Genomic DNA, 25,121 nt, shown 5'->3' with positions numbered 1-25,121 from the left:
CCGGGGTGCATCTCAGCCCTCCCCCGCGGGGGTTTCGCCGCCCTTTTCGGCCCCGCCGGGGCGCACCCGGCCGCCGGGCGGATCGATCGCCGCGGGTCGCCCGCGCCGCCGCGGCGCCGGGCCTGCGGGCGGGGGTGGAGCCGGGATGACGGTGGGGTCCTCCGGGCGTACCGGTTCGTGCGCGCCGGGGTTCGGCGTACGGCCGGCAACCGGGTGCGCGCCGGAGCGTTGCCCCTGGTTCGGGGTGGCGTGTGTGCCGGAGGGTGGCTGGTTGCCCGGTGCGCCGGGGCGGAGGTTCACGCCGAAGCCGCCACCGGGGTTGGGGCCGGGGGGTTGCGGGCGCGCGTGCGTACCGGAGCCGGGGTTCCCGGCCGGTGGCCTGGACACGGGTGCGCCGGAGGGGGGCTGCGCACCGTGGTTCGGCCCGGGGTGCTGGTTCGGGCCGGACGGCGGCCGGGCGGGCTGCCCCCAGGACTGCCCGGGGTAGGGCGGTGGACCCTGCTGGGGCCGCGCGTTGGGGTGCGGCCGGGGCGGGTTCGAGTAGGGGCGCGGCGGCGCCGGGTACTGCGGATAGGGCGGGCGCGGCTGCGCGGTCGGGTACGGCCCCTGCGGGTGCGGCCGCGGCTGTCCGGTCGGATAGGGCTGTCCGGTCGGATAGGGCTGACCGGTCGGATAGGGCTGACCGGTCGAGTAGGGCTGCGCGCCGGGGCGCGGCTGTGCGGTGGGGTACGGCTGCGCGGTGGGGTACGGCTGCGCGGTGGGGTACGGCTGACCCGCCGGGTAGGGCGGCGCACCCGGATAGCCGGTCGGCTGCCCGCCCTGCGGCTGCACCGACCGGTGCGGCCCGCTGCGCGCCCCGTCCAGCGCCGCCTTCGCCGCCGCCGCGAACGCCGCGCAGGTGTCGAACCGCTCGGCCGGATCCTTCGCCAGCGCCCGCATGACGACCGCGTCGAAGGCGGGCGGGAGGTCGGGCCGCGCGGTGCGCGCCGACGGCACCGGCAGGTTGAGGTGCCCGTTGATCACTGCGGCCGGATTCGCCCCCGGGTACGGCGCGGAGCCGGTCAGCATCCAGAACAGCGTGCAGGCCAGCGAGTACTGATCCCCCCTGTGGTCGAGCGAATCCCCGACGAGGTGCTCCGGCGCGGCGTAGGCCAGGGTGGCGGTGATCGACCCGGCCGAGCCGAGCGTGGTGTCGGCGTCGCGCACGCTGGCGATGCCGAAGTCGGTGAGCAGCACCCGCTCCGGCTGCCCGATCGGCGCCTTGGCGAGCAGGATGTTCGCCGGCTTCACATCCCGGTGCAGCACCCCGTTGACGTGCGCGAAGTCCAGCGCGGCCGCGGTGTCGGCGATGATCCGCACCGCCCGCGCCGGGGGAAGCACCCCGACGTCGACGCAGGAGGCGTCGGCGCCCGCGACGAACTGCATGGAGATCCAGAGCTGATCGTCCTCGGCGCCGCGGTCGTACACCGTGACGATGTTGGGGTGGTCCAGCTGCGCGACCAGATCCGCCTCGCGCTCGAAGCGCTTGCGGATCTCGGTGTCCGAGTACAGGTCGCGACCGAGCAGTTTGAGCGCGGTGAGCCGGGGCAGCCGCGGATGCCTGGCGAGATAGACCGTGCCCATTCCGCCGAACCCGAGCACCCGCCGCACGGTGTAGCCGGCGAAGGTGTCGCCCTTCTGCAGCACTTCCGTCACTCCACCCCCCTCTCCGGGTCGCGCGCCTGCTCCTACCGATCTATCTCCGGGTGGCCCCGGCGCGCAACATCGCTCTCGGCGGCCCCGCGTGTCGGTGCCGATCGTTAGGGTGAGTCCTATGCGCATTGGAGCACACGTTCGCCTGGACAGCGATCCGATCGGCTTCGGTGAGAAGCTCGGCGCCGAGGTCATTCAGCTTTTCGTCATCGATCCGCAGAGCTGGGACAAGCCGCAGCCGCACCCGCGCGCCGAGGAGATCAGGGCCAGTCCGATCGATGTCGTCGTGCACTCGTCATACCAGATCAACGTCGCGAGCCTGAACAACCGGCTGCGCATGCCGTCGCGCAACGCGGTGGCGCAGCAGGCGAAGGCCGCCGCCGAGCTCGGCGCCTTCGGGCTCGTGGTGCACGGCGGGCACGTGCGCTCCGACGCCGAGATCGACGCCGGTATCACCAATTGGCGCAAGCTCTTCGAACGCCAGGAGGCGAAGGGCGGCTTCGCGGTGCCGATCCTGATCGAGAACACCGCGGGCGGCAACCACGCCATGGCCAGGCACTTCGACTCCATCGCCCGGCTCTGGGACGCGGTCGGCGAGTTCGGCGCCGGCTTCTGCCTCGACACCTGCCACGCCTGGGCCGGCGGCGAGGAGCTGGTCGGCGTCGTCGACCGGATCAAGGCCATCACCGGCCGGATCGACCTGGTGCACCTGAACTCCTCCAGGGACGAATTCGACTCCGGCGCCGACCGGCACGCCAACTTCGCCGACGGCACCATCGACCCGGAGCTGCTCGCCGAGGTGTGCCGCACCGCAGGCGCGCCGGTGGTGCTGGAGACGCCGGGCGACGGTCTCGCCGAGGATCTGGCCTACCTGCGCGAGCACGTGGGATGAGCATCCGGCCGCTCGACGGGGTGCGGGTACTGGAACTCGGCAACTACATCGCGGCGCCGACGGCGGCCCGGATCCTCGGCGACTTCGGCGCCGAGGTGATCAAGGTCGAGCGCCCCGGCGCCGGTGACGAGCTGCGCAACTGGCGGCTCTACGGCGGCACCACCTCGATGCTCTACCGCACGGTGAACCGGAACAAGAAGTCGATCACGCTCGACCTGCGCACCGAGGCGGGCAGGCGCACCGTGCTCGCCCTGGTCCGCGAGTGCGACGTGCTGCTGGAGAACTTCCGCCCCGGCATGCTGGAGAAGTGGGGGCTCGGGCCCGAGGAGCTGAACGCGGCCAACCCGGAGCTGGTGGTCACCCGCATCTCCGCCTACGGGCAGACCGGGCCGCTCGCCGCGCGGCCCGGCTTCGCCGCGGTCGCGGAGGCGGTGGGCGGGCTGCGTGAGCTGGTCGGTGACCCGGATCGGCCGCCGGTGCGGGTCGGGGTCTCGATCGGGGATTCGATCGCCGGGATCTACGCCGCCTTCGGCACCGTCATGGCGCTGTTCCAGCGGGAGCGCGCGAGCGGTGCGGTGCCGCTCGAGCAGCGGATCATCGACGTGGCGCTGAACGAGGCCATTCTCTCGGTGATGGAGTCGCTGGTGCCGGACTACCTGGCCTACGGCATCAACCGGCAGCGGGTCGGCGGGCGGATGGAGGGCATCGCGCCGAGCAACGCCTACCCGTGCGCCGACGGCACCAGCATCATCATCGGCGGCAACGGCGACGCCATCTTCCAGCGCTACATGAAGGTCATCGAGCGCCCCGACCTCGCCGCCGACCCGGAGCTCGAGGACAACGCGGGCCGCTGGCTGCACCGCGAGCGGCTGGACGCCGCGATCGGCGAATGGACCGTCCAGCGCACCCGCCCCGCCGCGCTCGCCGTCCTCGAGGAGGCAGGCATTCCCTGCGGCCCCATCTACACCGCCGCCGACATCGTCACCGACGAGCAGTACCTGGCCCGCGACATGATCCAGCACTTCCCCGTCGACGTCGGCGAACCCGAACCCAAGCAGGTCGGTTTCCCCGGCATCGTCCCGGTCATCGGCGAGAAGTCCCTCCCCATCCGCAACGTTGGCCCCGACCTGGGCGAACACACCAACGAGATCCTCACCGCCCTCGGCCTCACCCCCGCCGAGATCGCCGAAGCCGCAGGCTTTTCCGCCCCGCGCGAAACCGCCGGTTCCAACCCCGCCCCGGGCGAAACCGCCGATTCCACCCTTGCCTCGGGCAAGACGAGTCGAGCCGCCGCAGGCGACGCGAGAGTCACCCCGACGGAGCCGCGCCTATGAACGACATCATCCTGAGAGACGTCACCCTCAGAGACGGCCTCCAGCTCACCGGCAAACTCCTCGACGTCGAACGAAAACTGGAGATCGCCAGAAAACTCCTCGCCCTCGGCGTTCCAGCCCTGGAAATAGGCTCCCTCGCCAGGGGCGACCTGGTCCCACCCATGGCGAACACCCTGGAACTGATAGCCGAACTGACCCCGGAGGAACGCACCCACTGCTGGGTCTGGGTAGCGACCCCCCGCCACGTGGAAAAGGCAGCCGAAGCGGGAATCACCCACTTCCAGTACTGCTTCTCCGTCACCGACGAACACAACCGCGCGAACATCGGCCGCGACACCGAGGCCAGCATCGCCGCCATGCCGGACGCCGTCCACCTCGCCGAACAGGCGGGCGGCGACCTCCAGCTCACCCTGGCGACCAGCTTCACCTGCCCGTTCACCGGCCCGGTCGACCCGGCCCGAGTCCTCGCCATCGCCACCGACCCGCGCACCGACGGCGCCGCCGACATCGTCCTCGCCGACACCCTCGGCCAGGCGGGCCCGGCCGAGGTCGCCACCCTGGTCGGGGCGGTCCGCGAGCACACCCCGCACCGCCGCATCGTCTTCCACGGCCACGACACCTGGGGGATGGGCGTCGCGAACACCCTGGCCGCGATCGAAGCGGGCGCCACCGTCGTCGACGGCGCGCTCGGCGGCCTCGGCGGCTGCCCGTTCGCCCCCGGCGCGGGCGGCAACACCGCCACCGAGGACATCCTCTTCGCCACCCGCCCGTCCTGGTTCACCCCCGCCACCCTGGCCGGGCTGGCCGATCTCACCGACGGCCTGCTCACCGAACTCGGCGAGCCGAACCGCTCCCGCACGGTCACCGGCGCCCGCTCCACCACCACCGCCTTCCCCTGGGCGGCACCCGTCCCGGGCTGACCGGGGCTCGCGACCGACCGCGTTTAGCGCCTGCCCGCGCGGCCACCCCGCCGACTCCGCTCGCAGGGCGCGGAGTGCGGGGCGGTGGTGTCCCGGGCGGCCGCGCCTCAATCGTCGGCGCGGAGCAGCATCACCGCACCCGCGCCGCGGTCGGCGACCTCGGTGAAGAACCGGGTCAGCGCGCGGAGGGAGGCCAGGAGAGCGGCGGAATCGGCGGGATCGATCCCCTCGTCCGCCATGCGGGCCGGGTCGTGCAGGCCGGCCAGCGCTTCCGGGCTTCTCGGGGACAGCGCGGCAGCGGCCTCGGCGACCAGCTCGGGGTACCAGGCGGCGAGCGTCTGCCCGGCGTCCAGCGGATCGCCGTCCACCCGCAGGTCCACCGGCACCCCGGCCGCGTCCAGCAGATACTGCACGGCGACCCAGCGGGCTCCGAGGTCACAGCCGACGCGCACCGAGCCGCGCAACCACTCGGGGTCGGCCACCCCGTGATCCAGCTCCATGCTCGTCGCCGCGGCGAACGCCATCCTCGTACCCATCCGGGCGGACGATACCGGCGCGGGGCATACACCCGGAGGTGGTCCCTCCGCTCCGGGGATCCCCCGATGGCGTGCGCGCCCGAACGCGGGAACACTGGTTGCCATGACATCGCACGCCGTGAGCGCCGAACCGACCGAGCCGGGCACCGCGACCTCCGTCGCGGCCCGCGCCGTTGACCTGAGCAAGGTCTACGGCGCCGGAGACACCAGGGTCACCGCGCTCGACGAGGTGTCCGCGGATTTCGCCAGGGGTGAGTTCACCGCCATCATGGGGCCGTCCGGCTCCGGCAAGTCCACGCTCATGCACTGCCTCGCCGGGCTGGATTCGGCCAGCTCCGGCGCGGTCCGGATCGGTGACACCGACCTGACCGACCTCTCCGACGCCGAGATGACCAAGCTCCGCCGCGACCGCATCGGCTTCGTCTTCCAGGCGTTCAACCTGGTCCCGACGCTGACCGCGCTGGAGAACATCACGCTGCCGCTCGACATCGCGGGCCGCGAGGTCGACCGCGGCTGGCTGGAGACGGTGCTCGGCAGGCTCGGCCTCGAGGACCGGCTGGAGCACCGCCCCAGCGAACTCTCCGGCGGGCAGCAGCAGCGGGTGGCCTGCGCCAGGGCGCTGGCGGGCAAACCGGACATCATCTTCGGCGACGAGCCCACCGGCAACCTGGACTCCCGCTCCTCCGGCGAGGTGCTCTCCATCCTGCGCGCCGCCGTCGACGACTTCGGCCAGACGGTCGTGATCGTCACGCACGACCCGCGCGCCGCCTCCTACGCCGACCGGGTGATCTTCCTGGCCGACGGCCGGATCGTGGACGAGCTCCGCGACCCCACCGCCGACTCGGTGCTGGACCGGATGAAGGCGCTGGAGAACTGATGGCCGGCAGTCCCATGCGCAAGGTCGCCTTGCGCAATCTCGCCGCGCACAAGGTGCGGCTCGCGCTCACGCTGCTCTCGGTGGTGCTCGGCACGGCGTTCATCGCCGGCTCCTTCGTCTTCACCGACACCCTGCAGCGCACCTTCGACGGTATCTTCGCCAGCCAGGCCAAGGGCGTCGACGTGCGGGTGAGCCCGAAGAACCAGCAGTCCGTCGGGTTGCCGCAGACCGTGGTGGACAAGATCGCCGCCCGTCCGGACGTGCGCGCGGTCGCGCCCGGCGTGAACGGCCCGGTCGTGCTGCTCGACCCGGCGGGCAAGACCGCCGTGCAGACCGGCGGCGCCCCCAGCTTCGGCGAGTCCTACCTGCCGCCCGAGCGCGCGGTGGCCGAGCCGCTGACCTTCACCCGGGGCGGGCCGCCGACGCAGCCGGGCCAGTTCGCGATCAACACCGGCGGCGCCGAGCGGGCCGGGCTCCAGGTCGGCGACCGCACCAAGGTGCTGATCCCCTCCCGCGGCGAGCCGATCGAGGCCACGCTGAGCGGCGTCTACGAGCTGCCGGGCGGCACCGGCGGGCTGGTCGCGCTGCAGTTCCCGGAGGAGCAGGCGAAGCAGCTGTTCACCGACGGCACGCACGTCGCCTACGTCGACATCGCCGCGGCCGGGGTGCCCGCCGACGACCTGCGCGACCGGCTCGCGCTGGAGTACGGCGGCGAGTACAAGGTGCAGAACGGCGACCAGGTGCGCGAGGACATGAAGGCGCAGGTCTCCGAGGCGCTCAACTTCCTCAACTACTTCCTGCTCGCCTTCGGCGCGATCGCGCTGATCGTCGGCACCTTCATCATCTACAACACCTTCTCCATGATCGTGGCGCAGCGGCTGCGCGAGCTGGCGCTGCTGCGCGCGGTGGGAGCCAGCAGCGGGCAGGTCGGGCGCTCGGTGGTGGCCGAGGCGCTGGTGATCGGCGTGCTCGGCAGCGTGCTCGGGCTGGCGGGCGGGGTCGGGCTGGCGTACGGGCTCTCCGCGCTGCTCAATGCCTTCGACGTCGGGCTGCCGACCGGGACGCTCACGCTGCAGCCGCGGACCGTGCTGATCGGGCTCGCGCTCGGGCTCGCGGTCACGGTGATCAGCGCCTACGCCCCCGCCCGGCGGGCGGCGAAGGTGCCGCCGGTGGAGGCCATGCGCGCCGAGTTCGCCACCTCGGGCGATTCGCTGCGCAACCGGACCATCGCCGGTGGGTTGCTCGCCGTCGCCGGGGTGGCGCTGGTGGTGGGCGGCGCCCAGTACACCGGCGGCACCGCGGCATCGACGGTCGGGGCGGGCGCGCTGGCGCTGATCCTCGCGGTGCTGCTGGCCTCGCCCGCGCTCTCCCGGCCGGTGGTCGGCGCGCTCGGCGTGCTCATGCGCCCGTTCGGCGCGGTCGGCGCCATGGCGCGGAACAACGCGCGGCGCAATCCGCGCCGGACCGCGGCGACGGCCTTCGCGCTCACCCTCGGGCTCATGCTGGTCACCGCGATCGGCATGCTCGGCGCCTCGGCCAAGGCCAGCATCGGCGGCTTGGTGGACAAGGACGTGACCGCCGACTTCGTGCTGGCCGGGCCGCCGCAGATCGGGGTGCCGCTCGGTGCCACCGCCGCGGTGCGCGACGGGGTGCCCAGCGCCGAGCAGGTGGTCGGGTTCCGCGGCGCGGTGGTGCGGATCGACGGCGACCAGGTGCCCGGCTCCGCGCCGGAGGGGCCGTTCGACCGGGTCATGCGGGTCAACCTGACGGCGGGCACGAACACGCTCGGCGAGCGCGACATCCTGGTCTCCGAGAAGGAGCGGAAGGAGCGCGGCTGGAGCCCGGGCCAGGAGGTCACCATCAACGGGCTGGACGGGACGGCGCTGCCGGTCACCGTGCAGGGCGTCTACCGGAACAGCCCGCTGCTCGGCGAGGTGATTCTCTCGCCGCAGCTCTACGAGCGGACAACGCCGGTCGCCTTCCGGGCCAACGTGGTGCTCCTCGTGCAGGCGAAGCCCGGCACCGATCCGGCCGCGCTCCGCGCCGACCTGGAGCGCGCCACCGAGCAGTTCGTTGTGGTGCAGGTGATGAACCGCGAGGAATTCAAGGGGGAGCAGGGCAGGCAGATCGACACCCTGCTCGCCATCCTCTACGGCCTGCTCGCGCTCGCCGTGGTGATCGCGGTGCTCGGCATCGTCAACACGCTCGCGCTCTCGGTGGTCGAGCGGCGCAGGGAGATCGGCATGCTGCGCGCGGTCGGCATGCTCCGGCCGCAGGTGCGCCGCACCATCTACCTGGAATCCATGCTGATCGCCATCTTCGGCGCGGTGGTCGGGCTGCTGCTCGGGCTCGGGCTCGGCATCGGGTTCCTGCGCACGCTCCGCGATTACGGGCTCGATCAGATCGCGATCCCGTGGGGCCAGCTGGTGCTGGTGCTGGTCGGATCGGCCGTGGTCGGGGTGCTGGCCGCGCTCTGGCCCGCGGTGCGGGCGGCGCGCACGCCGCCGCTGGCGGCGATCGCCGACATGTGACGCCGCGGCGATCGCCGACGTGTGACGCCGGGGCGGCGCGGGCTTCCGGCCCGCGCCGCCCCGCTCAGCGCGCTGCGCCCGCCCAGCGGCTGATGTCCCTGCGGTCGAGTGCGTCGGCGAGCAGGTCGGGGAAGTGGTCGGGGGTGCAGGCGAAGGCGGGGACGCCGAGCGCCGCGAGCGCGGCGGCGTTGTCGTGGTCGTAGGAGGGCGCGCCCTCGTCGGAGAGCGCGAGCAGCACCAGCACCTGGATCCCGGCCTCGGTCATGGACCGGACCCGGCGCAGCATCTCCTCGCGCACCCCGCCCTCGTAGAGGTCGGAGATCAGCACGAAGAGCGTGTCGGTCGGCTTGGTGATCAGCGACTGGCTGTACGCGATGGCCCGGTTGATGTCGGTGCCGCCGCCGAGCTGGGTGCCGAACAGCACGTCGACCGGGTCGTCCAGGTGCTCGGTCAGATCCACCACCTCGGTGTCGAACACCACCAGCGAGGTGCGCAGCGAGCGCATGGAGGCGAGCACCGCGCCGAAGACCGAGGCGTACACCACGCTGGCCGCCATCGAGCCGGATTGGTCGATGGCGAGCACCACCTCGCGGTGCACCGCCTGGCTGCGCCTGCCGTAGCCGATCAGCCGCTGCGGCACCACCGTCCGGTGCTCGGGCAGGTAGTGCGCGAGGTTGGCCCGGATGGTGCGGTCCCAGTCGATGTCGCGGTGCCTGGGCCGGGCGATCCGCGCGGCCCGGTTCAGCGCGCCGGAGACGGCGGCGACGGTCTTCGCCGCGATCCGCTCCTCGATCTGCTTCACCACCGCGGCGACCACGGTGCGCGCGGTGGCGCGGGTGGTCTCCGGGATCACGCCGTTGAGACCGAGCAGCGTCCCGACCAGGTGCACGTCCGGCTCCACCGCCTCGAGCAGCTCCGGCTCCAGCAGCAGCTGGGTGAGGTCGAGGCGCTCGACGGCGTCCCGCTGCATGATCTCGACCACGCTGGTCGGGAAGTAGGTGCGGATGTCGCCGAGCCAGCGGGCGACCCGCGGCGCCGAGGCGCCGAGCCCGCCGGAGCGCGGGCCGGAGGGGTCGCCCGAGTCGTAGAGCGCGCCGAGGGCGCGGTCCATGGCCTGCTCGTGCTGCCCGCCCGGCGAGCCGAGCTCGGATTCGGCGGCGGCGCCGAGCAGGAGCCGCCAGCGGCGGGCGTGCGCGTCGTCGGTCATGGGATGGCTCCTGCGGGTTCGGCGGCGTCCGCGGGGCGCGGGGCCGCCGCGAGGATGGTGAGGGCGGCGCGCAGCGCGAGCTCACCGCGTTCGAGATCGATGGCGCCGCGCACGCTTTCGGCGCGGGCGCCGCCGCGGATCGCGCGGCCGATGGCGCGCCGCTCGGGCTGCTCGAAGGCGCCGAAGGTGCGGCGGAGTAGCGGAAGTACCTCGGTGAACTGGTCGTCGCCGAGGCCGCGGACCCACTCGTCGACCAGGCGGAGCAGCTCGCGGTCGTGCACGAGCAGCAGCCCGCGCCCGCCGAGGAAGCCGTCGATCCAGGCCGCCTTGGCCTGCGCGGTGCGCCCCACCGAGAGCGCGGCGCCGAGCCGCAGGGCGGACTCGGCGTCGTCGATCTCGCCGACATCGGCGAGCAACCGGACCGCGCGGCCCGCCAGCGCGCCGTGCACGTCGTCCCGGTCGGCGACCACGCGCAGCGCGGCCTGCCACTGCTCGATGCCGTCGGTGCCGGTGCGCAGCGCGGCGTTGGCGGCGTCGATCTGGTCGCGCAGGTTCTCGGCGGCCTCGGTGTCCAGCCCGGTGACGGCGCCGGGCAGCCCGGCGCAGATCCGGACCAGCAGGCCGTCCGCCACCCGGCCGAGCGCGCTGACGTCGGTGCCGCGGACGTCGCCGTAGCGCCGGGTGCGCAGCAGCCCGGGCAGCACGCCGAGCAGGTGCGTGACGTCGTGGTCGAGCGCGGCGACCTCGTCGAGCCGGGCGATCAGCCCGTCGGTGGCGGCGCCGAGGTCGGCGAGCAGCGCGGTGTCGAGCGCGGTGGCCAGGTCGGCGAGGGTGATGTCGGCGTCGGCGACGTGGTCCAAAATCCTGGCCTCGGCGGCCGTGCGCAGGGTGGTGCCCCAGCGCGAGGCCTCGATCACCGCGAGCGCGTACTCCGGCTCCCAGCACAGGGTCCAGGTCTCCCGGAAGGTGCCGGTGCCGCGGACCTGGCTCTGCGCGGGCACGCCCCACTCGACGCCGAGCACGCGGAGCCGGTGCAGCAGGTGCGAGCGGCGCAGTTCGCGCTCCTTGCGCAGGTCGAGGTCGAGGCTGCGGGCGCTCGGCTCCTGCTTGAGCCGGAGCGAGCGGGCGGTGGCGGTGAGGTCGGCGGCGAGCGGGACCGTCGGGGTGTCCGCGGGGACGGCGCCGAGCGCCTCGCCGATGACCAGCTCCTCGGCGATCAGCCGGACCAGGGTCTCCTCGCCGCCGCACATCACCGCGCGCACCGCCTCGGTGACCTCGGAGAGCCCGGCCAGCGGGCGGGCGCGGAGCGCGGCGAGGGTCTCGGCGAGCCGGGTCGCCTCGATCACGTGCGCGCTGGAGACCGGGAGGTCGTGTGCGCGCAGCACATTCGCCACCCGGGTCAGCCAGCGCACCACCGGCTGCTCGGTCTCGGTGAAGAGGTGGTGGTACCAACCGGGCGAGGTGATGCCCGCGCCGTAGCCGGAGGCGGTGGCGAGCCGGGAGTGTGTCCACGGCACCCAGGTGCTCGCGGTCTTGACCTTCGGCAGGCCGGTGAGCAGGCGGGTGTCCGGGGCGGCCGGGCCGAGCGGGCCGTCGAGGGCGGGGGCGTGCCAGGCGCCGCAGACCACCGCGAGGCGTTCGGCGCCTTCGCGCAGGGCCTTGCGCATGGTCTGGCGCATGTACGCCTCGCGGCGCAGGGTCGGGGCGTCGCCGTGTTGCGCTGCGCTCTCGCCCGGTTCTCCTTGCGACGTGGCGGGTTCGCGGAGGGCGCGCATGGCTTCGGCGATGGCGTCGAAGGCGCCGGAGTCGGCGGCGGACTCGACGACCGCGTCCCACCAGCGCTCGGCGTCGTCGTAGCCGGCGGCTGCGGCGAGTTCGGCGAGCGGGTCGCGGTGTTCGGCGGGTTCGTGCTCGCGGGCCGCGAGCACGTGGCTGGAGGGCAGGTCGCAGAAGCGGACCGGGACGCCGTGCTCGGCGCCGTACCGCAGCGCCTGCCACTCGGGGGAGAAGGAGGCGAAGGGCCAGAAGGCGGCGCGAGCCGGCTCGCCAGGCACGTAGGCGAGCAGCGCCACCGGCGGCGCCATGCCATCGGCGCCGACGTAGCCGACCAGCGGATCGGCGTCGGCGGGCCCCTCGATCAGGATGATGTCCGGCCGGAACTCGGCCAGCGCCGCGCGCAGCGAGCGCGCGGAGCCGGGCCCGTGGTGCCGGATGCCGAACACCCGGGTCACGGCGGTGCTCACCCGGACACCTCGCGGCAGGCACGGTAGAAGTCGGCCCACTCCGGCCGCTCCCGCACCACGGCCTCCAGGTACTCGGTCCACACCACCGAGTCCGCCACCGGATCCTTGATCACCGAGCCGAGCACCGCGCCCGCGATGTCGGAGGCGCGCAGCACCCCGTCGCCGAAGTGCGCGGAGAGCGCGATGCCGTTGGTGATCACCGAGATCGCCTCGGCGGTGGAGAGCGTCCCGGACGGCGACTTGAGCTTGGTCCGGCCGTCCGCGGTCACCCCGGCGCGCAGCTCCCGGAACACCCGGACCACCCGGCGGATCTCCTCGGCCGCCGCGGGCACCGGCGGCAGCTCCAGCGCCGCGCCGAGCTCGGCGACCCGCCTGGTCACGATGGCGACCTCCTCGTCCTCGCCCGCGGGCAGCGGGAGCACGACCGTGTTGAACCGGCGGCGCAGCGCGGAGGAGAGGTCGTTGACGCCGCGATCCCGGTCGTTGGCGGTGGCGATCACCGTGAAGCCCTTGGCCGCCTGCACCTCGCTGCCCAGCTCGGGCACCGGAAGCGTCTTCTCGGAGAGCACCGTGATCAGCGCGTCCTGCACATCCGACGGGATGCGGGTGAGCTCCTCGATCCTGGCGATCTTCCCGGTGCGCATGGCGGTCATCACCGGCGACGGCACCAGCGCGGCCTCGCTCGGCCCCTCGGCCAGCAGCCTGGCGTAGTTCCAGCCGTACCGGATGGCCTCCTCCGCGGTGCCCGAGGTGCCCTGCACCAGCAGCGTTGAGTCGCCGGAGACGGCGGCGGCGAGATGCTCGGAGACCCACGTCTTGGCGGTGCCCGGCACGCCGAGCAGGAGCAGCGCGCGGTCGGTGGCGAGCGTCGAGACCGCGACCTCGAGCAGGCGGCGGGGGCCGATGTACTTCGGGACGATCGCGGTGCCGTCCGGCAGCACGCCGCCGAGCAGGTAGGTGACGACGGCCCGGGGCGAGAGCTCCCAGGACGGCGGGCGCGGGCGGTCGTCGGCCGCGGCCAGCGCGGCCAGCTCGGCCGCGTAGGCCTGTTCGGCGTGCGGGCGGAGCAGGCCGGTGTCGGTCGTCGGTGCGGTCATTGCAGCTCCTCGAGCATGGTCGAGCGGATGGTCAGGTCGCGGGCGAGCCGCTGGAAGGCATCGCCCCAGGCCGCGTCGGTACAGCGGTGCGCGGTGGCGGCGACCACCGGGGCGGCATCGGGTGGCAGGTGGGCGGCGGCGACGGCGAGCAGCGAGCGGTGCGCGGTCGGCATGGCGCCGGAGGCGCCCGGTCTGCGGGCGGCCGTCCTGGCCCGCTCGTGCAGCAGCAGCAGGACGTGGTGCGCCACCTGCTCCGGCCACGGGTGCTCGATGGCGGGCAGCAGCGCCTCCAGCTCGGAGAGCCAGGCGCCGTCGAGCCGGAGCAGCCGGGTGACCCGCTCCGGCGCGGGGAGCAGCGCGAAGAGTTCGCGCCTGCGCAGCAGCGCCTGGTCGGTCGGCACCCCGGCGTCGAAGAGCGCCGCGGCCCACGTGCCGTCGCCCGCGGCGAGCGCGGCGTCCATCCAGCCGTCGAAGAGCGGCCTGCGGAGCCGGTCGTCCAGCACGGTGGCGACGGCCAGCACCGGCGAGCCGAACGCCTTCTCCCAGTGTGCGAGCGGGGTGGCCGCGACCAGCCTGCGCAGCAGCGCGGCGGTGTCGTCCGGGCCGCCTGACCAGCGGTAGCCGAACTCGGCGCCGCTCTCGGCGAGGCCGTCCCGCTCGGCGTCCGGCGGGAGCTCCGCCGGCAGCGCCGGTTCCAGCCGCGCGCCGCCGCGGACCGGCAGCCACAGCTCGGCACGCTGCCGCATGCGCTCGGTGAAGGCCGAGCCGGGCAGCCGGGCCAGCAGGGCGGCGGCGGTTCGCCGGACGTCACCGCGGCGCCCGGCCAGCGCCGTCTCCAGCAGCCCCTCGTCGGCCGGGTCGAGCCCGTCGCCGAGCACCGCGAGCAGCTCGGCGGCCTGCGCCCCCGACTCGGTGGCCCAGGTGCTCGCGAGCAGCTCGCGCGCCCGCACCGGGTCGTCCCGGCGCAGCTCGCGCAGCAGGTTCCGCCGCGCCGCCGGCTTCCCGTAGGCCCAGACCTCGGCGACCTCGGCCGACGAGGTGCGGAAGTCGTTCCAGGCCGGGTGCGCCGCCGCCAGCCAGCGGCCGCGCGGCCCGGCCAGCCGGAGCAGCGGGCCGCGGTACTCGGGCAGCGTGCGGGCGTACTCGAGCAGCTGGACCCCGAGCGCGTCCGGCGCGCGGAAGCCGTGCGGCGCCGCCGCCGCGAACCACTCCGGCAGGAAGGGGGAGCGGCTCCCGAGCAGCTTCGCCAGCCGCTCCGCGGCCGCGCGGGGGAGCAGCGGGCGCTCGTCATCCGCGGCCGGTACCGGCAGCGCGGCACTCCCCGCCCTTACGCCGCCGCGGTCGAGCAGGTCCTGCAGCGCGGCCGCCGCGAGCAGCGCGGCGGCCGGATCATCGATCCGCCCGACAGCACCGGCCACCGGGGCGGGCAGCCGCCCGGCGTCGAGCCTGCGCTGGGCGGTGCCGAGCAGCGCCACCGAGACCAGCTCGGCCGTCTCCGGCGCCGGCTGCGGCGGCTCCGGCGACGGCACCGCCGGGCCGAGCGGCTCCTCGGCCCGGTGCAGCTCGCCCGCCGCGAAGACCGCGACCGGGACCAGCCCCTCCGCGGTCAAGTCGCCGACCACGGCGACCGGGTGCCCGCCGGAGATCGCGAGCAGCCGCCACGGCTGCTCGCCCGGCGCGATCGGCAGCGCGGCGCCGTCCGGCTCGGCCAGCCACCAGCCGGTCTCCCCCGGCACCGGGACCACCTCGGTGAGCAGCACGGGCTGTGCCCGCAGCCACGGGTCGTCGGCCAGCGCCGCCGCGTGCGCGCGCAGCGCCGCGTCGATCCGGCCTGCGCCGTCGGGCAGCGGCAGCGAGGTGACCGGGGTGTCGGCGCCGTGCCTGGCGCCCCACTGCACCCTGAGGTTTCCCGCGCCGGGGTAGTAGTGCAGGCTCGCGTCGGCCATGGCGCCGAGCCGCGGCGCCGCGCTCGCGAGTACCCGGCCGCCGAAGTTGTGCTCGACCAGCATGGCCCAGCGCCCGGAGTGCCTGCCGCGCAACCAGGTTCGCCGGGTGTGCAGCCGCTCCTCCTCGAACGAGCGGGTGCCGAGCACCATCCAGTCGTCGCGCACCGCGGGGCCGGAGCGCACCAGCTCGGCGGCCATCGGGTAGCCGATGTGCGCCCTGACCGCCGCGGCGAGCGGCTCGGGCAGCTCCGCGAGCCCGCGGTGCGCGGTGGCGAGCAGGTGCAGCCGGGCGTACTCACGCAGCACCAGCCGGGGCCAGTCCGAGCGGCCTGCGGCGACGGCGGGCAGCCTGCGCAGCGCGGACGCCACCGCGGGCGCCTGCGCGTCCACCATGCGGGCCGCGATGGCCTCGAAGCCGCGCACCCGATCGGCCCTGGCCAGCCCGGTGCGCACCTGGTCGGCGAGCCAGACCTCCAGCTCGGCCAGCCCGGCGGCCACCCGCGCGCGGCGCTGCTCGGTGCCCTCCGGATCGGCCGGGCGCGCGGGCGCCGCCGTCGCCCGCGCGGCGCGACCTGCCAGCCACTCGGCCGCGAAGGGCGGCAGCTCGCCGCCGGCCGGGACCGCACCGGCGGACCAGGCCAGCAGCAGCGCCAGCGCGTGCTTGCAGGGGAACTTGCGGCTGGGGCAGGAGCAGCGGAAGGCCGGACCGGCGAGATCGACGACGACCCGGTACGGCGTGCGCCCGCTCCCCGCGCAGGTGCCTGCCAGCGCGCTGCCCTGCGCGACGGTGTCGCCGAGCCTGCCTGCCAGCTTCCGCGCGGCGGCGAGCGAGCTCTGGTCCGGCGCCGCCGCGGCGACCTGCTCCTCGCTCCAGGGCGTCGTGCCCACGCGGCTGCCTCCCGTGATCGTGCTCATCGGTATCCCCCCGATCCGGCCGACCGGCTGGTGCCGATCGCGTCGTCGGAAGCAGTTCTATACCAGGGCACCGACAGGCTGCGGAGCTCAGTACGCGCGGCCGAAGATCACCCGTTTGCCGTACGCCGACGGCGCCCCGCAGCGCACGCAGACCCCGCTCGCGGGCTCGCCGTCGAGCGGGATACAGCGCGGGGTCGCGGCGGTCAGCGCCTTGATCTCGTCCTCGCAGGCGGACGTGCCGCAGTGCAGCGCGAGCGCCCAGCCGGTGCCGACCGCCGCGGTGAAATCGGCCCAGCCGCCCGCCACGTGGGTGTGCTCGTCCCGGAAGGCGGTGGCCCGCGCCAGCAGGAACTCCTGGAACTCGTCCAGCACGCCGGGCAGCACCGCGGGCAGCGCGTCGAGCGGCACCGCGCGCTTGCCCCGGTCGCCGAGCCGCTCCACCAGCACGGCGCTGCCCGATGCCAGATCGCGCGGGCCGAGCTCCAGCCGGATCGGGACGCCGCGCAGCTCCCACTCGTTGTACTTGAAACCGGGGCTGAGCTGCGGCCGCGCGTCCACGTGGGTGCGGATGCCCGCGGCCCGCAGCCGGACCGCCAGTTCATCGGCCGCCTGCTCGACGGCGGTGTCGCCGCCGCGCGTGATCGGCACGACGACCACCTGGTACGGCGCCAGCCGGGGCGGAAGCACCAACCCCCTGTCGTCGCCGTGCGTCATCACGATGCCGCCGATCATCCGGGTGCTCATGCCCCAGGAGGTGGTGTGGCACAGCTCTTCCCGGCCCGCGTCGCCGGTGTAGCGGATGCCGAAGGCCGAGGCGAAGTTGGTGCCCATGTAGTGCGAGGTGCCCGCCTGCAGTGCGCGGCCGTCGCGCATCATGCCCTCGATGGTGTAGGTGGCCACCGCGCCCGCGAAGCGCTCACCCGCGGTCTTCTCGCCCGCGATCACCGGCATGGCGGCGAGATCGCGCGCCACCTCCTGATACAGCCCGAAGGCGAGCAGCGTCTCGCGCCTGGCGTCGGCCTCGTCGACGTGCGCGGTGTGCCCCTCCTGCCAGAGGAACTCCGTGGTGCGCAGGAACATCCGGGGCCGCAGCTCCCAGCGCACCACGTTCGACCACTGGTTCAGCAGCAGCGGCAGATCGCGGTGCGAGGTGATCCACTTGGCCATCATCTCGCCGACGATGGTCTCCGAGGTCGGCCGGACCACCAGCCGCTCCTCCAGCTCCTTGCCGCCCGCGTGCGTGACCACCGCAAGCTCCGGCGCGAAGCCGTCGACGTGCTCGGCCTCGCGGGCGAGGAAGCTCTCCGGGATGAACAGCGGGAAGTAGGCGTTCTCGTGGCCGGTGTCCTTGATCCGGCGGTCCAGCTCCTCCTGGAGCCGCTCCCAGAGGCGGTAGCCGTACGGTCGGATGACCATGGTGCCCCGAGCCGGGCCGCGGTCGACGAGTGCGGCCTTGAAGACCACCTCGTTGTACCAGGCCGCGAAGTCCACACTCTGTGCGGTCACACCACGCTCATCCCGTGCCATGGACGCACAGACTAGCGCCCGCGGCGGGCGCCGCCGCGCGGCTACCGAAAAGGGCTGCGCACGAGCGGGTTTCGGCGGCGATCGGTGATCTTGCATCCGGACGGCCGCTCTGGCATTCTGACCTGTTCGGCTGTGCCGGACCACCCGGTATCTCTCGGCCCGGGTGCGGACACATCGAGCTGCCCGCCGGGGCTGGCGAGGGGTGGACATCGAGCGCGGTCGCGTCGTTCGATGGCCAACTCCAGCTCCGCGCGGGCGGGTTCGTCCCCGCGTATCGCCGCTCCCCGCATCGGGTAGCGTTCGGCACGATTCCGGTCGTGCGGGAGGGGACGGGGATGCGGACCGAGACGGACGACGCCACGGGGTCGCTCGCGCGCCTGCTGGAGGACGGGCCCGCTGCCGACCCCGAGGTCGTCGCCGTCGTCCGGACCGCGCTCGACGACATCGACCAGCCCGCCGCGGCGGCGGGAGCTCCCCGGCACGACGGAATCTACCTGCGCGGCATCGCCGTTCGCGGCTTCCGCGGGATCGGCCCGGAGAGCGTGCTCCGGCTCTCGCCCGGCCCGGGGCTGACGCTGGTGGTCGGGCGCAACGGCAGCGGCAAGTCGAGCTTCGCCGAGGCCGCCGAGCTCGCGCTGACCGGCGCCAACCGGCGCTGGGAGGGGCGCTCCGCGGCCTGGCGCGAGGGCTGGCGCAACCTGCACGCCCCCGGCGAGACCCGGATCGCGCTCGACCTGCTCACCGCGGGCAGCCCGGCCGAGATCCTGGTGCGCGCCGCATGGCCCGCCGAGGCCGAGCTCACCGCGCCGGAGTGGACCGAGCAGCGCGGCGCCGCCGATCCCGCGCCGTTCGATGTCGAGACCTGGTCGGCGCTGCTCGCGCTGCACCGCCCGTTCCTCTCCTACAGCGAGCTCGGCTCGCTCATCGACGGCAGGCCGAGCGACCTCTTCGACGCGCTGCACCGGCTGCTCGGGCTGGACGAGCTGACCGCCGCGCAGGAGCGCATCCGCGCCCGCAGGCTGACGCTGGAGCGCGCGGCGCGGGCCTCGCGGGCGCTGCGCACCGAGCTCGCGGGCGCGCTGGAGCGCACCGCCGATACCAGGGCCGTCGAGCTCGCCGCGCTGCTGCGCACCCCCGACCCGGAGGTCGCCGCGGTGGAGGCGGCGCTGACCGGCGCCGACGACACCGCCGACGTGGCCGGGCTGCGCGGGCTGGTCCGGCTCGCGGTGCCCGCCCCGGTGGTGGTGCGCGCGGCGGTGCAGCGGCTGGAGCGGGCGGGCGCCGAGGTCGCGCGGTACGCCACCGGGAACGCCGAGGCCGACCTGCGCACCCTGGAGCTGCTGCGCCGGGCGCGCTCGCACGCGGGCGACGCGGACTGTGTCTGCCCGCTCTGCGGCGCCGGGCAGCTGGACGCCGCCTGGCGCGCCGCCACCGACATCGCCGTCGGCGAGCTCGCGGCCAGGGTGGCCGGGCTCGCCGAGGCCCGCGCCGAGCTGCGCCGGGCCGCCGCGGCGCTGCGCAGCCTGCCGCAGCCGGTACCGGACGAGCTGGTCGCGCCCGGCCGCCGCCCGGTCGACACCGCCGCGGTCGCCAGGGCGTGGACCCGCTGGGCCGCGCTGCGCTTCGACGACGGCGCGGACGACGACCCGGCGCTGCCGGAGCGGGTGCGCACCGCCTACACCCGGCTGGTGGACGAGCTGGAGCACGTGCGCCGCGGCACCCGCACCGAGCTGGAGCGGCTGGACGAGGTGTGGGCGCCGCTGGTGCCCCGGCTCACCGCCTGGATCACCGGCGCCAGGCTGGTCGAGGCGGACTCCGCCGAGCTGCGCACGGTCAAGCGCGCCGAGGAGTGGCTCAAGGCGGCGGCGGGCATCCTGCGTGACGAGCGGATGGCGCCGCTGCAGGAGACGGCGCGCTGGGTCTGGCAGACGCTGCGCCAGCAGAGCAACGTCGAGCTGGGCGCGGTCCGGCTGCAGGGCAGCGCGGGAACCGCGCGCCGGGTGCTGCTCGACGTCACCGTGGACGAGGTGGACGGCGCCGCGCTCGGCGTCATGAGCCAGGGCGAGCTGCACGCGCTCGGGCTCTCGCTCTTCCTGCCGCGGGCCACCGCCGAGCGCAGCCCGTTCCGCTTCGTGCTGATCGACGATCCGGTGCAGGCCATGGACCCGGCCAAGGTGGACGGGCTGGCCACGGTGCTCGCCGAGGTCGCGCGGAGCAGGCAGGTGGTCGTCTTCACACACGACGAGCGGCTGGCCGAGGCGGTGCGGCGGATGCAGCTGGACGCCAGGGTGCTCGAGGTGCAGCGCCGGGAGCGCTCGGTGGTCGAGGTGCGCACGGTGAGCGATCCGGTGCGCCGCTACCTCGCCGACGCCCGCTCGCTCATGCACACCAGGCAGCTGCCGCCCGCGATCGCCACCGAGCTGGTGGCGACCTGCTGCCGCTCCGCGCTGGAGGCGGCCGGGCTGGCGCGGGCACGGCGCACGCTGCTCGCCGGTGGGATGGGCCATGCCGAGGTGGAGCGCCGGGTCTCGGCGGCGCAGACAACGCGGGCCATGGTCGCGCTCGCCGTCATGGGGGTGGATGGCAAGGTCGACGACCTGAACGCGCACCTGGCCGCCACCGAGGGCGGCTGGGCGGTCGACGTGCTGCGCGACGCCACCGCGGGCGCGCACGTCCCGATCGACCGCGGGATGCGGGCGCTGATCGCCGACACCGAGCGGCTCATCGCCCGGCTCGCCGCCGACCTCGACGGCAGCGCCGACCGCCCGCCCGGCCGCCGGGCCGCGGCGTCGAACGGCGGCGGGCAGCGTGCGGAGGCCCGGACCCGCGGTCGCGCGGGGAGCGTGCAGCCCGAACCGCCCGGTGGCCGGCAGCGGCAGGACCGGCGTCCGAGCGCGGAAAAGAACGGTGGCGCTGCGGGCGATCGGGGCGGCCGCGCCGGTGGGCAGCAGGGCCGGTCGGACGCGGGGGAGCGCGGTGACAACGGCGCGCCGAGGCGAAGGCCGAGCCCGCCGCGGGCCCGATGACCGGCGATCCCGTTCGCCGCAACCGGCAGCGCGCGCGGAATCGGGAGCGCGGCGCCGCGCGGCCGACGATCGCGGACCGCTTCGAGGCCGCCGACCACCTGCTCGCGGGCACCGTGACGGACGCGGGCGGCGTCTGGTCCCGCGCCACCTCGTGGATCCTGCGGCTCGCCGTCGAGCAGGCGGTGGACGAGCTGTGGGCGCGCCGCGAGCCCGCGCTCGCCCGCTGCCCCATGCGCGCGCAGCTGCTTGCGCTCCGGCTGCACGCGGGGTCCGAGCTCGCCGCCCGGATCGCCGCGGTCTGGACCGCGCTCTCCCGCGCCGCGCACCACCACGACTACGAGCTGGCCCCCTCGGTCACCGAGCTGCGCCGCTGGCGCGAGCAGGCGGAGGAGTTCGCCGACGCCCTCGCGGCCCTGACCTGAACCGCCGCCGTGCGACGATGACCCGCATGGCGAGGCGATGCCCGTGCGGGCGCGGCGAGGCGTACGACGAGTGCTGCGGCCCGGTGCTGGCCGGCGAGCGCGCGGCCCCGACCGCGGCGGCGCTCATGCGCTCCCGCTACACCGCCTTCGCCGTCGGCGACGCCGCCTACCTGCTGCGCTCCTGGCACCCGCGCACCAGGCCGGACTCGATCGACCTCGACCCAAAGACCCGCTGGCGCTTCCTGGAGATCGTGCGCACCGAGCGCGGCGGCCCGTTCGACGACGAGGGCGTGGTCGAATTCGCGGCGCACCACCGCGATCCGGACGGCAGCCACGTGCTGCGCGAGGTCAGCCGGTTCGCGCGGGTGGACGGCGCCTGGCACTACCTGGACGGCGAGGTCGGGTAGCGTCGGCCGGCATGGCGCGCGTGGCGATCGAGTACTGCACCCAGTGCCGCTGGCTGCTGCGCGCGGCCTGGATGGCGCAGGAACTCCTGAACACCTTCGGCACCGACCTGGACGAGGTCGCGCTGGTACCAGGCACCGGCGGAATCTTCCGGATCACGGTGGACGCCGAGCAGATCTGGGAGCGCAAGGCCGACGGCGGCTTCCCGGACGTGGCACAGCTCAAGCAGCGGGTACGCGATCGGGTCGCGCCGGACCGTGATCTCGGCCACCTGGACCGCGACCGGACCTCCTGACCCGGCTACCGGCAGCAGCCACCGCCGCAGCACCCGCCGCCGCTCGGCGCGGCCGGCATCGGCGCGGGCGCGCTCGACGCCCCGACGGTCCCGAAGGTGGTGAGCAGCTTGACCGTATCGCCGTGCCCGGCCGGGCACTCGGCCGGATCGCCGGAGCGCGCCATCGGGCGCGAGACCTCGAAGGTGTCCCCACAGCTGCGGCAGCGGAACTGGTAACTCGGCATAGCGCAAGGGTAACGGGTGGCGCGAGTAACCGTTTCGATCTCACCTCCGGACGTACCCTCGAAGGGACGATCATGCTTTTTCGGTGATCGGCGCAGGTCAGGAGGTACAGAACATGACAATGGAGATCGAGACCGGCCCGGAGTACGCGGCCGCCGGTGCCTTCGAGGCCACCGTCGACCATCCGCCCGCCGAGCCCGTCGCCCGTACCCGCTACGGCGCGGTCCGCGGCACCACCGCCGGACCCGTCGCCGTCTGGCGCGGCATCCCGTACGGCGCACCGGTGACCGGGGCGGACCGCTTCCGCGCGCCCCGCCCGCCGGAGCCGTGGTCGGGGGAGCGCCCCTGCACCGAGGTCGGCGACGTGGCGCCGCAGGCCATGGGCCCCATGGTCCCGGTCGCGGGCAAGCTGCGCATGGGCGAGAACTGCCTCTGGCTCAATGTCTTCGCGCCCCGCGTCCCGCGCCGGGACGCCCCGCCGCGCCCGGTCATGGTGTGGCTGCACGGCGGCGCGTACTGCCTCGGCACCGCGGCCCAGGAGATCTACGACGGCCGCAGGCTGGCCGAATCCGGTGACGTCGTGGTGGTCACGGTGAACTACCGGGTCGGCGTGCTCGGCTTCCTCGACCTCTCCGCGCTCGGCGCCGGCTTCGTCCCGAACCTGGGGCTGCACGACCAGATCGCCGCGCTGGAGTGGGTGCGCGCGAACATCGCCGAGTTCGGCGGCGACCCGGGCAATGTCACGCTCTTCGGCGAGTCATCCGGCGCCGGCTGCGTCACCGCCCTGCTCACCTCCCCGCGCGCGGACGGCCTCTTCCACAAGGCCATCGCGCAGAGCCCGCCCGCGACGACGGTCTTCGGGCAGGAGCGCGCGGCCAAGGTGGCGCACCGCTTCCTCGAGCTGCTGGAGCTGCCCGCCGGCCGGGCCGCCGAGCTCACCGAGCTGCCCATCCAGCGGCTCGCACAGGTGGCGGGGACACTCTTCGACGAGGTGCCGGTCGCCGAGCCGGGCAGGCTGGCCGCCGCCCCCGTCGTGGACGGCACGCTGCTGCCCGGCTACCCGGTGGAGCGCTTCGCGGGCGGGGAGTCGCTGCGGGTGCCGCTGGTGATCGGCAGCAACCGGGACGAGTCCTCGCTGTTCCGGCTCTTCCGCTCGCCGATCATGCCGGTGACCCCGGACGCGGTGAACGCCATGCTGCGCGACATCTCCGCCGGCCACCCCGACCTCGGCCCCGAGCGGCTGGCCGAGATCACCGCCGCCTACCCGGACATCGCGACGGCCCGCGGCGCGCTCGCCATCTCCACCGACGCCGCCTTCCGGATGCCCGCGCGCTGGGTGGCGGACGGCCACGCGCAGCACTCGCCGACCTTCGTCTACCGCTTCGACCACGCCACCCCGATGCTCCGCGCGGCCCGGGTCGGGGCGGGCCACGCCACCGAGCTGCCGTACGTCTTCGGCAATTTCGGCACCTTCGACCACGACCCGACCTTCTGGCTCGGCGGCAGGCGCGCGGCGCAGGCGGTCTCCGGCCGGATGATGCGACGCTGGACGGCCTTCGCCGAGCACGGAGTCCCGGCCGCGCTCGACGGCTCCAAGCACTGGCCGCCCTACCGCCCGGAGACCAGGCCGACGCTGCTCATCGACGCCATCGACCGCATGGTCGACGACCCGGACGGCCCGTTCCACACCGCGTGGGGGCCGCAGGCGGTCGGCTTCAGCTGACCGGCTGCGGCACCTCGCGCGGCGCGCGGTGCCCGAGCCGCACCGGCAGCGCCCGGTACCCGTGCAGGGTGTAGAGCTGCCGGTGCCGCAGCGCGCCGTCCAGCGCGAGGTCGGGGAAGCGCTCGAAGAGCGAGCGCAGCGCGAAGACGCCCTCCATCCGGGCCAGGCTCGCGCCGAGGCAGACGTGGATGCCGTTGCTGAAGGTCAGGTGCTCGCGCGCGTTCTCCCGGCCGACGTCGAAGCGATCCGGGTCGGTGAAGACCGCCGGGTCGCGGTTGGCGCCCGCCAGTGAGACGACGACGGTGGCGCCCGCGCGCAGCTGCACCCCGCCGACCTCGACGTCCTCCAGCGCGGTGCGCGCGGTGGTCTGCACCGGCGGGTCGATGCGCAGGATCTCCTCGATGGCGTTCGGCCACAGCTCCGGTTCGGCGCGCAGCCTGGCCAGCTGCTCCGGGTGGGTCGCCAGCTGCACCACGCCGTTGCCGATCAGGTTCACCGTGGTCTCGAAGCCGGCGCCCATGAGCAGGCTGGCGGTGGCGGCGAGCGCGTAGTCGTCCAGGCCGCTCGTGCTCACCAGGGTGCTCAGGATGTCGTCACCGGGATCGGCGCGCAGCTTCCCGATATGCGCGGAGAGGTAGTCGTCCATGACGGTCATGGCGCCGAACGCGCTGCGGTAGTCGCGCCAGGAGATGCCGATGTCGAGCAGCGGGGTCATCCGGTCGCCCCACTCCAGGAAGAGATCCTGATCGGAGTCGGGGAAGCCGAGCATCTCGGAGATGATGGCGATCGGCACCCGGGAGGCGAAGCTCGCGATCAGGTCGGTGCGGCCGTCGTCGGGCAGCGCGTCGAGCAGCTCGACGGTGACCTTCTCCACCCGGTCGCCGAGCCTGCGCACCGCGCGCGGGGTGAAGGCCGACGCCACCGGCTTGCGCATCCGGGTGTGCTCCGGCGGGTCGATGACCAGCATGGAGGGCGGCTCCACCGGATTCGCCGGCACGTGCGCCGCGTCCTTGATCCACTGCAGCGCCCGTGGCGTGGTGAGCCCGACGGGGTTGCGCACGCCGAACCGGCTGTCGCGCAGGATGCCGCGCACCACGTCGTGGTCGAAGCTGGCCCAGGCGATCCGGGTGCGCTGCAGCGGGCCGTCGCCGCGCATCCGCTCGATCAGCGGGTAGGGGTCGCTGACCCCGGTGGGGCCGCCGACCAGCTCGGCGAAGCGGTCGCCCTGCTTCGCCGCGGCGCGCAGCGCGTAGCGCGGCACCCCGTGCTCGGAGAGCCACCGGAACCAGTACTGGGGCTTCATGGTGCGAC

General features: G+C 74.6%; 18 protein-coding genes and 1 pseudogene. 10 read left to right on the top strand and 9 right to left on the bottom strand.

Translation table 11 applies throughout. From position 1 onward, the window contains the following. Positions 1-12: 12 nt before the first annotated feature. Positions 13-1,695, bottom strand: coding sequence for a serine/threonine-protein kinase (locus tag LTT61_RS13005; protein ID WP_332909243.1), 1,683 nt, complete (start codon positions 1,693-1,695; stop codon positions 13-15). A gap of 118 nt (positions 1,696-1,813) precedes the next feature. Here LTT61_RS13005 and LTT61_RS13000 point away from each other — a divergent pair, with 118 nt between their 5' ends. The 3 genes and pseudogenes from LTT61_RS13000 (at position 1,814) to LTT61_RS12990 (ending at position 4,838) form a co-directional block, all read left to right on the top strand. Then, positions 1,814-2,584, top strand: coding sequence for a deoxyribonuclease IV (locus tag LTT61_RS13000; RefSeq protein ID WP_233020194.1), 771 nt, complete (start codon positions 1,814-1,816; stop codon positions 2,582-2,584). Further along, positions 2,581-3,768 (top strand): annotated as a pseudogene (locus LTT61_RS12995) (CaiB/BaiF CoA transferase family protein); the annotation flags it as partial. The gene LTT61_RS13000 and the pseudogene LTT61_RS12995, both read left to right, overlap by 4 nt. Before the next feature lie 146 nt (positions 3,769-3,914). Further along, a complete protein-coding gene (locus LTT61_RS12990) occupies positions 3,915-4,838 on the top strand; it encodes a hydroxymethylglutaryl-CoA lyase (protein ID WP_233020191.1) in 924 nt (307 codons plus the stop codon). 107 nt (positions 4,839-4,945) lie between these two features. Here LTT61_RS12990 and LTT61_RS12985 read toward each other — a convergent pair whose 3' ends face one another. Beyond that, entirely contained in the window at positions 4,946-5,374 is a 429-nt protein-coding gene (locus LTT61_RS12985; RefSeq protein ID WP_233020189.1) for a DUF1877 family protein, read from the bottom strand. Positions 5,375-5,477: 103 nt separating this feature from the next. Between LTT61_RS12985 and LTT61_RS12980 the strand changes: the two genes are divergently transcribed. Then, the gene (locus tag LTT61_RS12980; protein ID WP_233020188.1) at positions 5,478-6,251 is read left to right on the top strand and encodes an ABC transporter ATP-binding protein; all 774 of its coding nucleotides are present in this window, start codon (positions 5,478-5,480) and stop codon (positions 6,249-6,251) included. Further along, positions 6,251-8,782 (top strand): ABC transporter permease, encoded by a 2,532-nt coding sequence (locus LTT61_RS12975; protein ID WP_233020187.1) that lies wholly within the window; start codon positions 6,251-6,253, stop codon positions 8,780-8,782. The genes LTT61_RS12980 and LTT61_RS12975 overlap by 1 nt, the downstream gene beginning before the upstream one ends. Positions 8,783-8,846: 64 nt before the next feature. On the opposite strand, the gene LTT61_RS12970 is transcribed toward LTT61_RS12975, so the two are convergent. The 5 genes from LTT61_RS12970 to proS all read right to left on the bottom strand — a co-directional run bounded on the left by LTT61_RS12970 (position 8,847) and on the right by proS (position 17,717). After that, positions 8,847-9,989, bottom strand: coding sequence for a VWA domain-containing protein (locus tag LTT61_RS12970; RefSeq protein ID WP_233020186.1), 1,143 nt, complete (start codon positions 9,987-9,989; stop codon positions 8,847-8,849). Continuing rightward, a complete protein-coding gene (locus LTT61_RS12965) occupies positions 9,986-12,232 on the bottom strand; it encodes a DUF5682 family protein (protein ID WP_233020185.1) in 2,247 nt (748 codons plus the stop codon). The genes LTT61_RS12970 and LTT61_RS12965 overlap by 4 nt, the downstream gene beginning before the upstream one ends. Continuing rightward, positions 12,229-13,329 (bottom strand): ATP-binding protein, encoded by a 1,101-nt coding sequence (locus tag LTT61_RS12960; protein ID WP_233020183.1) that lies wholly within the window; start codon positions 13,327-13,329, stop codon positions 12,229-12,231. Before LTT61_RS12960 ends, LTT61_RS12965 begins: the two co-directional genes overlap by 4 nt. Further along, positions 13,326-16,190 (bottom strand): SWIM zinc finger family protein, encoded by a 2,865-nt coding sequence (locus LTT61_RS12955; protein ID WP_233020182.1) that lies wholly within the window; start codon positions 16,188-16,190, stop codon positions 13,326-13,328. Before LTT61_RS12955 ends, LTT61_RS12960 begins: the two co-directional genes overlap by 4 nt. An 87-nt stretch (positions 16,191-16,277) precedes the next feature. After that, positions 16,278-17,717 (bottom strand): proline--tRNA ligase, encoded by a 1,440-nt coding sequence (proS, locus tag LTT61_RS12950; protein WP_233020181.1) that lies wholly within the window; start codon positions 17,715-17,717, stop codon positions 16,278-16,280. Between the two features lie 335 nt (positions 17,718-18,052). On the opposite strand from proS, the gene LTT61_RS12945 reads away from it, so the two are divergent. The 4 genes from LTT61_RS12945 to LTT61_RS12930 are packed head-to-tail and all read left to right on the top strand — an operon-like array spanning position 18,053 to position 21,865. Beyond that, positions 18,053-20,743 (top strand): AAA family ATPase, encoded by a 2,691-nt coding sequence (locus LTT61_RS12945; RefSeq protein WP_233020180.1) that lies wholly within the window; start codon positions 18,053-18,055, stop codon positions 20,741-20,743. Next, a complete protein-coding gene (locus tag LTT61_RS12940) occupies positions 20,740-21,165 on the top strand; it encodes a hypothetical protein (RefSeq protein ID WP_233020179.1) in 426 nt (141 codons plus the stop codon). Before LTT61_RS12945 ends, LTT61_RS12940 begins: the two co-directional genes overlap by 4 nt. A gap of 26 nt (positions 21,166-21,191) precedes the next feature. Then, positions 21,192-21,572 carry a YchJ family protein gene (locus tag LTT61_RS12935; protein ID WP_233020178.1) on the top strand — a complete coding sequence of 127 codons (381 nt, stop codon included), beginning with the start codon at positions 21,192-21,194 and terminating at the stop codon, positions 21,570-21,572. Between the two features lie 11 nt (positions 21,573-21,583). Continuing rightward, the gene (locus LTT61_RS12930) at positions 21,584-21,865 is read left to right on the top strand and encodes a SelT/SelW/SelH family protein (RefSeq protein WP_233020177.1); all 282 of its coding nucleotides are present in this window, start codon (positions 21,584-21,586) and stop codon (positions 21,863-21,865) included. A gap of 5 nt (positions 21,866-21,870) precedes the next feature. Here the strand turns inward: LTT61_RS12930 and LTT61_RS12925 are convergent, their stop codons facing one another. Beyond that, positions 21,871-22,089: an FmdB family zinc ribbon protein gene (locus tag LTT61_RS12925; protein ID WP_233020176.1), complete on the bottom strand. Its 219-nt coding sequence runs from the start codon at positions 22,087-22,089 to the stop codon at positions 21,871-21,873. Between the two features lie 113 nt (positions 22,090-22,202). Between LTT61_RS12925 and LTT61_RS12920 the strand changes: the two genes are divergently transcribed. After that, positions 22,203-23,810, top strand: a complete 1,608-nt coding sequence (locus LTT61_RS12920; protein WP_233020175.1) for a carboxylesterase/lipase family protein — start codon at positions 22,203-22,205, stop codon at positions 23,808-23,810. On the opposite strand, the gene LTT61_RS12915 is transcribed toward LTT61_RS12920, so the two are convergent. Then, positions 23,803-25,113, bottom strand: a complete 1,311-nt coding sequence (locus LTT61_RS12915; RefSeq protein WP_233020173.1) for a cytochrome P450 — start codon at positions 25,111-25,113, stop codon at positions 23,803-23,805. The two genes, LTT61_RS12920 and LTT61_RS12915, sit on opposite strands and share 8 nt — an antisense overlap. Positions 25,114-25,121 lie beyond the last annotated feature (8 nt).

Source organism: Nocardia asteroides, assembly GCF_021183625.1.
Taxonomy (GTDB): domain Bacteria; phylum Actinomycetota; class Actinomycetes; order Mycobacteriales; family Mycobacteriaceae; genus Nocardia; species Nocardia asteroides_A.
Note: the sequence above shows the minus strand (reverse complement) of the source record. Positions and strands in the feature narration are given on the sequence as shown.